At 36.9% G+C, this 8,691-nt stretch carries 8 protein-coding genes; 3 read left to right on the top strand and 5 right to left on the bottom strand.

Annotated features, from left to right (window positions below; genetic code table 11):
* Positions 1-212 precede the first annotated feature (212 nt).
* The gene (locus ACIQ2X_RS10810) at positions 213-1,382 is read right to left on the bottom strand and encodes a proline dehydrogenase family protein (RefSeq protein ID WP_396178941.1); all 1,170 of its coding nucleotides are present in this window, start codon (positions 1,380-1,382) and stop codon (positions 213-215) included.
* Positions 1,383-1,628: 246 nt separating this feature from the next.
* Complete coding sequence (locus ACIQ2X_RS10805; RefSeq protein WP_396178940.1) at positions 1,629-2,510, bottom strand: DUF808 domain-containing protein; 882 nt, start codon at positions 2,508-2,510, stop codon at positions 1,629-1,631.
* A 531-nt stretch (positions 2,511-3,041) separates the two neighbouring features.
* On the opposite strand from ACIQ2X_RS10805, the gene ACIQ2X_RS10800 reads away from it, so the two are divergent.
* Together ACIQ2X_RS10800 and ACIQ2X_RS10795 are read left to right on the top strand one after the other, a co-directional pair.
* Positions 3,042-4,220 carry an acetyl-CoA C-acyltransferase gene (locus ACIQ2X_RS10800; RefSeq protein WP_396178939.1) on the top strand — a complete coding sequence of 393 codons (1,179 nt, stop codon included), beginning with the start codon at positions 3,042-3,044 and terminating at the stop codon, positions 4,218-4,220.
* 92 nt (positions 4,221-4,312) lie between these two features.
* Complete coding sequence (locus tag ACIQ2X_RS10795) at positions 4,313-5,074, top strand: NlpC/P60 family protein (protein WP_396178938.1); 762 nt, start codon at positions 4,313-4,315, stop codon at positions 5,072-5,074.
* Here ACIQ2X_RS10795 and ACIQ2X_RS10790 read toward each other — a convergent pair.
* Both ACIQ2X_RS10790 and ACIQ2X_RS10785 read right to left on the bottom strand, forming a co-directional pair.
* Entirely contained in the window at positions 5,067-5,543 is a 477-nt protein-coding gene (locus ACIQ2X_RS10790) for a hypothetical protein (protein WP_396178937.1), read from the bottom strand. The two genes, ACIQ2X_RS10795 and ACIQ2X_RS10790, sit on opposite strands and share 8 nt — an antisense overlap.
* A 317-nt stretch (positions 5,544-5,860) precedes the next feature.
* Positions 5,861-7,120 carry an aminotransferase class I/II-fold pyridoxal phosphate-dependent enzyme gene (locus ACIQ2X_RS10785; protein ID WP_396178936.1) on the bottom strand — a complete coding sequence of 420 codons (1,260 nt, stop codon included), beginning with the start codon at positions 7,118-7,120 and terminating at the stop codon, positions 5,861-5,863.
* A gap of 165 nt (positions 7,121-7,285) precedes the next feature.
* On the opposite strand from ACIQ2X_RS10785, the gene ACIQ2X_RS10780 reads away from it, so the two are divergent.
* Positions 7,286-8,089 (top strand): NYN domain-containing protein, encoded by an 804-nt coding sequence (locus tag ACIQ2X_RS10780; protein WP_396178935.1) that lies wholly within the window; start codon positions 7,286-7,288, stop codon positions 8,087-8,089.
* Here the strand turns inward: ACIQ2X_RS10780 and ACIQ2X_RS10775 are convergent.
* Positions 8,086-8,523: a hypothetical protein gene (locus ACIQ2X_RS10775; RefSeq protein ID WP_396178934.1), complete on the bottom strand. Its 438-nt coding sequence runs from the start codon at positions 8,521-8,523 to the stop codon at positions 8,086-8,088. The genes ACIQ2X_RS10780 and ACIQ2X_RS10775 overlap by 4 nt on opposite strands.
* Positions 8,524-8,691: the final 168 nt, after the last annotated feature.

The following is an 8,691-nucleotide window of genomic DNA, read 5'->3' as shown; positions in this document are numbered from 1 at the left end:
AAAGTAAGGTTTAACCAAATCAAAGTACAGCTCGTGATCTGGCTAGAATTTTTAATGTTTATTTTTACAAATGTATTTTTCAAAATAAATTTAAAAACTCAAAAAGTGAGTTTTTAAGGAGTGACTATTTAGATTCCGAAATAAATTCGGACCCGAGAGCTTTGCTCGAATAGGCGAAGCAATAACAAAATCAAGACTTTTTAGACAGCCTGTTATCTATTTTTTCTCCGATTGCGTTCTGTTTTAATCAGTTCTAATTCACGGTTGGTTTGCCCGGCAACAGAAGTATTTTCTTCCGCCCGACGAATCAAATACGGCATCACATCACGAACGGGACCAAAAGGCAAATATTTGGCCACATTATAGTCGTAAGCAGCTAAATTATAACTGATGTTGTCGCTCATTCCGTAAAGTTGGCCGAACCAAATGCGGTTGTCGTTGCGGTCCAAATTCCATTCAGCGATGCGATTCATGACTTTATAGGAACTATTTTCGTTATGTGTTCCCACAAAAATGGACATGCAATCCAAATGCTGCAACATATAATCGACAGCAGCATCATAATTGATATCCGTCGCTTCTTTTGAAGCACAAATGGGTGTTGGATATCCCTTTTCTTCGGCACGGTTATTCTCTTTTTCCATATAAGCTCCACGAACCACTTTCATTCCGATGAAAAAACCTTCGGTTTGGGCCAAATGGTAGATCTTTTTTAAATAAGCCAATCGGTCGTGGCGGTACATTTGTAAGGTATTGAAAACAATCGGTTTCTCTTTGTTGTATTTTCGCATCATATTGGTAACCAACTCATCGGCGGCATCTTGCATCCAACTTTCCTCTCCGTCAATTAGCAAGGCTACATTTTTTTGGTGGGCTTCTTTACAAACGGTATCAAAGCGTTCCACTACCCTATTCCACTCTTTTTGTTCGGTTTCGGATAAGGTTTGGCCCTCGCCTAATTTTTCGTACAACTCAAATCGTCCAAAACCGGTGGGTTTAAAAACGGCAAAGGGAATGGCTTGTTTTTTGGCAGCAAAATCAATCGTTTTCAACGTCATTTTCAACGCAGCATCAAATTGATCTTCCTCTTCTTTTCCTTCCACTGAATAGTCTAAAACAGAAGATACCCCTTTTGTATGCATTTTTTCAACTACCGAAAGGCAATCGTTTTCGTTTACGCCACCGCAAAAATGGTCAAAAACCGTTGCCCGAATTAGGCCTTCCACAGGCAAATGCGCTTTAATGGCAAAATTAGTGACAGCGGTTCCGATGCGAACCAAAGGTTGATTGGCGATTAATTTGAATAAAAAATAAGCGCGATCTAACTCGGTATCACTTTTTAAAGCAAATGCAATTTGGGTATTATTAAATATTTTTTCCATAAAAATTATAATGATGTTGCAAAGATAACGAGTATCTATTTACACTTTGGCAAAAAAACGAGGCGATTTTGAAGTAAAAATAATTGTATTGTAAAAAAAATTCCTATTTCTATTTGTTCACCAGAGTTCGATTATAATCTGAAATTAATTAAAACATCAACAAATACTCTTCTTTTTTGATGATGCTGCGAGGTCTTTTTTTGACCTTTTAGGTTTTTAATCCAGAAAAAAGCACCCACAAGGTTTTTAATGCATAACAGATTCTTTTTTTACAATTTTTTTAAACGCCATAACGAGAAAAACACAAACCAACCCGACAATAAAACCGAACAAAAATTCAAAAACCCAACCCGGTAAAAAATCTGCATAGTGATGCAAAGCAGGGAATTGATGTGCGAAAATTCCGCCTGAAACAAATAACAACGCGATAGTCCCCACAACAGCGAGAGTTTGGATTACACGAGGCAAAGCTTTAACTAAGAGTGTCCCCAATTTGTATTGCAAATTATTTCGTCCCGCACTCCACTGAATCAATTTATATCCCGCTTCGTCCATACGAACAATTAAGGCTACAATGCCGTAAACCCCTACCGTTGCAATTAAAGCAATAACACTAACCACCATTATTTGCATACTCAATTCTTGATCCACCACGGTACCTAAAGCAATGATGATAATTTCGACCGAAAGAATAAAATCGGTTACAATGGCTGATTTGATTTTGCCTTTTTCCAAAGCCAAGATTTCTTCTTCCGATAATTCTTCCAAAAGAGCTACTTTTTTTGCAGTTGGATGCGGGAAAAAATATTCGAAAATTTTCTCCGCTCCTTCGTAGGCCAAATAAAGTCCGCCCAAAATCAAAATTATATTAATTACCCACGGAATAAAAGCGGTTAAAAGAAAGGTAACGGGTAAAATTATTAACTTATTCAAAAATGAGCCTTTGGTAATCGCCCATAAAACAGGTAGTTCTCTCGAGGAAACAAATCCGGATGCTTTTTCGGCGTTTACCGCTAAATCATCACCCAAAATACCTGCTGTTTTTTTTGCGGCAATTTTACTCATTGCGGCAACATCATCCATTAGAGCGGCAATATCATCCAAAAGTGCGAAAATTCCTGAAGCCATAAAGTTGTTTTTTTTTTAATAATTTGCAAAAGTACTATTGTTTGCAATCCCATTCACAAAATAAAAAAATAAAAATTTTACAAATCTTAAAAAAATGGTAAAGAAAAAATGAATTCGAGGGAAACCAATAAAGTCTTTTTGTAAACGGAACTCATATTAAGGATTTCAGTGGAAATTCTTTTTGGGCTTTTATCTTCGCCTGTTCACAAAAGCTCGGGGCTGCCAAAAAAAGAATACTTCACTAAAATATAGTTTCAATCGCTGTCTATTGCAGTTTGTATGTAACGGTGAGCCACTCAATGGCAATCGGGACAAGCTAAACGCCCAAATAAGTAATTGACCAATTGTAATTCATGTTAGTCCAATGACTTCAAATCGCACAAAATTTGCTAATTTGATAACCGTAAGCGATAGCAAATGCTGTAATTTACCACCCACAAAACACTTAAAATTAGGAATTTTATAATTTTAGCACCCCTAAATTGAGGTATTTTCAGTAAATTCGCAGTTCAAATTTAAATTCACTTTACAATGAACAAGAAAGTAGTTATAGTATCGGCCGTTCGCACACCCATTGGAAGTTTTATGGGAGCATTATCAACGGTTACTGCGCCACAATTGGGTGCTGCAGCGATTAAAGGTGCTTTAGAAAAAATAAATTTAGACCCATCAAAAGTTGATGAAGTCATTATGGGTAACGTGGTTCAAGCGGGTGTTGGTCAAGCTCCGGCAAGACAAGCGGCACTTTTTGCTGGATTATCTCACGAAGTAGCGGCAACCACAGTCAATAAAGTGTGTGCTTCCGGAATGAAAGCTGTAATGCAAGCGGCACAAGCCATTGTGGCGGGTGATGCAGAAATCATTGTTGCTGGTGGAATGGAAAACATGAGTTTGATTCCGCACTATGTACAAATGAGAAACGGAACCAAATTTGGCCCAACTACACTTGTTGACGGTATGCAAAAAGACGGCTTGACCGATGCCTACGATAACAATGCGATGGGAGTATGTGCCGATTTGTGTGCTTCCGAATATAATATTTCAAGAGAAGATCAAGACAAATATGCCATTCAATCCTATGAGCGTTCGGCAAAAGCATGGAGCGAAGGAAAATTTGCAAATGAAATCGTGCCTGTATCTGTACCTCAGCGACGTGGAGATGACATTATTGTGGATAAAGACGAAGAATATACCAATGTAAAATTGGATAAAATTCCTTCTTTAAATGCAGTTTTCACAAAAGACGGCACGGTTACAGCAGCAAATGCTTCTACCATTAACGATGGTGCAGCAGCGCTTGTATTGATGAGCGAAGACAAAGCAAAAGAATTAGGATTGAAGCCATTGGCTTACATCAAAAGTTATGCAGATGCGGCTCAAGAGCCAAAATGGTTTACCACTTCGCCAGCAAAAGCATTACCAAAAGCACTGGAAAAAGTGGGAATGAAAATCAGCGATGTGGACTATTTCGAATTCAACGAAGCCTTTGCAGTAGTAGGATTGGCAAATTCTAAGATTTTAGGATTGGACAACGACCGCGTGAATGTAAATGGTGGAGCCGTTTCTTTGGGTCATCCGCTGGGTTGTTCCGGTGCACGAATTATTGTAACTTTGTTGCATGTTTTGGAACAAAACAACGCCAAAACGGGTGCTGCTGCAATATGCAATGGTGGCGGTGGCGCTTCGGCAATTGTGATTGAAAGAATCTAATAAATAATAGTACTAAAATGATGCGTTTTGAATAAAATGAATTAATTTCAATTTTTATTTTAAACGCATCATTTACATTTAAAATCTACTGCATGTTCGGAATTTGTGAACTCGCCAACATACCTTTACGTTTTGAAGCCAACGACCGAAGCGAAATTGTTTCGCAAGTCCTATTTGGCGAATGCTTTGAAATAACAGAAACCATCAAAAATTGGATGCGAATCAAACTGCATGACGATCAGTATGAAGGTTGGATTGATAATAAACAAGGTCGTATAATTACGGAAGAAGCGTATTTAAAAGTTACCAATGTACCAATTGTTTTGAATACCGATTTGGTCGAGTATATTTCCACTAAAGACAATATGTTGATTCCAATTCCACTTGGAGCATCCTTGTCGTTTCTTGCTTTTCCTGAAATCAATATTTTTGGTTATTTCTTTGAAGGTATTCGATCAATAGGACTTCAACCCAAAAGCAATTTGATTGCTACTGCTTTTCAATATTTAAACGCACCTTATCTTTGGGGAGGCAAAACGCCGTTTGGAATCGATTGTTCTGGTTTTACACAAATGGTGTATAAACTAAATGGATATCCTCTTTTACGCGATGCCGCACAACAAGCCACATTAGGAGAAGCGCTTAGTTTTATTGAAGAAAGTGAACCAGGAGACTTGGCCTTCTTTGATAACGAAGAAGGAAAAATAATCCATGTAGGTATCATTATGAACGATAATTATATCATTCACGCCAGTGGTAAAGTCCGTATCGACCGTTTGGATCATTTGGGTATTTTTAATGCCGAAACCAATCGTCATACGCATAAACTTCGGGTAATTAAACGAATTATTTAGCCTCTAAACAATCAACTTCCGATAAAATGGTGGAGCTGTCAAAAAACAATTTTTTCGGATCTTTAAATACCATTTTTCCGTCTTTTTCTTCTACATCACCATAGGCTTCCATCATGATTTTGCCTTTTCGTAAAAACACCACCTCCCGCGAACTTTCTTTCCCTTCCGACATAAAGGTATAATTGGCCCGTAATGTATCGCCCGCCATTTGGCCTACAACAACACCCTTATTTTTATCTTTTTCATTAAACAAATAAGCCAACTCGCCTTTTACTTCTTGGTTTTCTTGAATTTGCAGACTCAAATTAATCGTATCTTTTTTCATAATTCCTTGATAACAAATAATTTGAAATTCATTAGCCACCATTTCTTCTTGAACCGTTGGCGCTGGCAAAGGTTCGTTAGTTTCCTTCTTGCACGAACTCAATACAATACCTAAAACAATACTTATAAATAAATACTTTTTCATACTTTCTACTATTCTTTTCACAAAGATATACGATTCTCTACTTTTTTACCCTAAATCGTTCGTTATTAAATTTATAGATATAAGAAACAAAACGGCATAATTTCTAAATTCACTTCAATAAAATAATTTTTTTGGGCGTTCCCCTGCGGGTCGATCGCTTCGTTGCCATCTTTTTTTTCTGAAAAAAGAAAAAAAAGGATTTCTCCCGATACTTTGGGACGATCTCCAACGCAAAACGCTGAAAAAAAATGGAATTAACCCAAAAAAAAACATTCCCAAAAGAGAATGCTTTTTTATTTAATCGTAAGATATTAGTTTTAAGAAACGTCTACCGTAGTTTTTTCGGCAATTGACTTGTAGGTTCCGTTTTCCAATTTTTCTCTAATTGCTTCAAAAGCCGTCAACGTTTCGTTGATATCTGCCAAAGTGTGAGAAGTTGTAGGAATCATTCTTAGCAAAATAATGCCTTTTGGAATTACTGGATAAATTACAATAGAAAGGAAAATACCGTAATTTTCACGTAAATCATTTACCATAACCATTGCCTCCGGAACGCTTCCTTCCAAATAAACAGGTGTTACACAAGTGTTTGTATCACCGATATTAAAGTTTCGCGCTTTTAAACCCGATTGCAAAGCATTTACATTTTCCCACAATTTATCTTTCAATTCAGGATGATTGCGCAATAATTCCAAACGCTTTAAGGCTCCCACTGTTTGAATCATTGGTAAGGCCTTTGCGAACATTTGCGAGCGAAGATTGTATTTTAGATAATCGATGATATCACGATCTGCAGCGATGAAAGCCCCAATACTTGCCATCGATTTGGCGAAAGTTGAAAAATAAACATCAATTCCGTCTTGGCAATTTTGCTCCTCGCCTGCACCAGCACCTGTTTTTCCGAGTGTTCCAAAACCATGGGCATCGTCCACAAGTAAACGGAAATTATATTTTTCTTTCAGCGCTACAATTTCTTTTAATTTTCCTTGTTGACCACGCATTCCAAAAACGCCTTCGGTAATAAAAAGAATACCTCCACCGGTTTCCATAGCCATTTTAGTGGCACGTTGCAGGTTTTTCTCCATACTTTCCAAGTCGTTGTGACGGTAAGTAAAACGTTTTCCCATGTGCAAACGCACGCCATCAATAATACATGCGTGTGCATCAACATCGTACACAATGATGTCGTTTTTAGTGACCAATGCATCAATTGTAGACATGATTCCTTGGTAGCCGAAGTTCAATAAATAAGCAGCTTCTTTCATAACAAAAGCGGCCAATTCGTTCTCCAATTGTTCGTGAACATCGGTGTGACCCGACATCATCCGAGCTCCCATTGGGTATGCAGCTCCGTACTGAATAGCTGCCTCGGTATCGGCTTTTCGAACTTCAGGATGATTTGCCAATCCCAAATAATCGTTTATACTCCAATTTAAAATCTCTTTTCCTTGAAATTGCATTCTAGGACCAAGTTCCCCTTCTAATTTTGGAAATACAAAATATCCTTCGGCTTGAGAAGCCCATTTTCCTAAAGGACCTTTATTGTTTTGAATTCTTTCGAATAAATCTTTTACCATGATTCTTGTGTGTTAAAAAACGTGGCAAAAGTACGATTTAAAAAATAATTATCGGAAAAGCTACAGCTTTATTTTACAACCCCATATATCAAAATGTTTATTTTTTTTAACTTTTGAATAAAATTTAAGTAGATTGTTTTACCTTTAAACCATTAAAATTAAATCATGTCACAACTTATAAAAGAGTTAAAGCTCGCCGTTTTAATTGACGCCGATAACGTTCCGTACAGCAATGTAAAAGGAATGATGGAGGAGATTACCAAATACGGAACTCCCACCACAAAACGGATTTATGCCGACTGGACACGTCCAAATGCCAATGGATGGAAAGGTGTTTTACTAGAGCATGCTATAACTCCGATTCAACAATACAGCTATACGTCTGGAAAAAATTCGTCGGATTCGGCATTGATTATTGATGCAATGGATTTACTGTATTCCGGAAAACTAGATGGTTTTTGTATCGTTTCGAGTGATAGCGATTTTACCCGATTGGCCATTCGACTGCGAGAATCAGGAATGAAAGTTATTGGCATTGGTGAACAGAAGACACCAAAACCGTTTATTAGCGCTTGCGACCGATTTATTTTTATCGAAGTTTTGGATGGAGCAATAAAAAAGAAGTCGCCTAAAAAAGTGGTTGAAGTTGAAAGCAGAAAAACAGTAGAAAAAACAACTGTAAAGATTGCTGAAAAAGCGTCACAAAAACCCCTTAACAAAATTGACGAACCCACGATTGAACTTATTGAATCGACAATTGATGATATCGCGGACGACGATGGCTGGGCATTTTTAGGCGATGTCGGAAATCTTATTGTCAAGAAAAAACCCGAATTTGATCCTCGAAATTATGGCTTTGTAAAACTCACACCAATGATGAAATCAATGACCGATATTTTGCAAATCGACGAACGCGATTCAGAAAAAAAGGGTATTAAACATGTATTTGTGAAACTAAGATACAGTTAGCCTCTGTATTTGTGGTTGATTGCCGTAAGTACCTTTTCAATATTGTATAGTTTCTCACTCTGATCAGAAAGTAATTTAATAAATTTTTTCTTGTCTTTGCGCGTTAGCTTGTTTCTTTTAAGAATTTTTTGCGTCACTTCGGTGTAATCCTCTACGTAATCTGACTTAAGTTTTGTAAGATGTTGCTGAACACTCATACCCGTAGAAGCGTCTAACACGTCCAATCCGCAATTGTGAATCGTAATTGTATGTTGCAATACCTCAATGTATTTTTCAACTTGCTCTTTATTTCTCATAAAGCGACTGTAATAGTAATTTTTTTCTTTACCATCGCTTTGTACCGTTGTTGTGTACAAGTAAATTTTATAAATTAAAAAACTAATAAATCCAAAAGCCGCAACTAGGAAAAAAATACCTATTTGAAGTTGTTCCATAATACCTCTCGAGTTAAACTATTAAGTTAAAATTGGTCAAATATAAAAATAATAAGCAAACATTTATTGAAAAAAACATAAGACAGTCATAACACAGTACCAAACTGTGAAAATATTATCTTAACAGTAAGATTTTTAAAAAAGCATTTACTTGTTTTTATTGGTACT

Source organism: Flavobacterium sp., from assembly GCF_044368625.1.
GTDB lineage: Bacteria > Bacteroidota > Bacteroidia > Flavobacteriales > Flavobacteriaceae > Flavobacterium.
The sequence above is the reverse complement of the archived record's forward strand: the minus strand, read 5'-3'. Positions and strand labels throughout refer to the sequence as shown.